Source organism: Thalassotalea sp. G20_0 (assembly GCF_017744175.1).
GTDB lineage: Bacteria > Pseudomonadota > Gammaproteobacteria > Pseudomonadales > Endozoicomonadaceae > Endozoicomonas.
The window spans coordinates 1-542 of record NZ_JAGHQV010000510.1; the positions used below are offsets into that span (position 1 = coordinate 1).

At 52.0% G+C, this 542-nt stretch carries 1 protein-coding gene; it reads left to right on the plus strand.

The window, feature by feature from the left end; translation table 11 throughout:
* On the plus strand, window positions 1-542 hold a 542-nt coding region (locus tag J7438_RS27300; protein WP_503003957.1), incomplete at both ends, for a phosphohexomutase domain-containing protein.

The window sequence follows — 542 nt, forward strand, 5'->3', positions numbered from 1 at the left end:
GTATTATATTGTCGGGCTGCTGGGTGAGGCGTTCCTGGTGCACTATCCTGGCGCAAAGATTATTCATGATCCCCGGTTGACCTGGAATACTATTGACCAGGTATCAGCTGCTGGCGGTGTGCCGGTGCCGTGCAAAACCGGTCATGCCTTTATCAAGGAGCGGATGCGGGAAGAAGATGCTGTGTATGGCGGTGAGATGAGTGCTCACCACTATTTCCGTGACTTTGCCTATTGTGATTCCGGGATGATCCCCTGGCTGTTGGTGGCGGAGTTGATGTCCCATAAGGGTAAGAAGCTTTCTGAACTGGTGGCTGAACGTATTGCCCTGTTCCCATCTTCTGGTGAAATCAACAGTACGCTGGACGACCCTCAGGCGGCTATTGACCGGATACTTTCTATCTATGAAAACGATGCGGTGGCTGTGGACCATACCGATGGGATCTCACTGGATATGGGGCAGTGGCGGTTTAATCTTCGACTGTCTAATACCGAACCAGTGATTCGGCTGAATGTTGAGAGCCGTGGTGATGTGGCTCTGATGG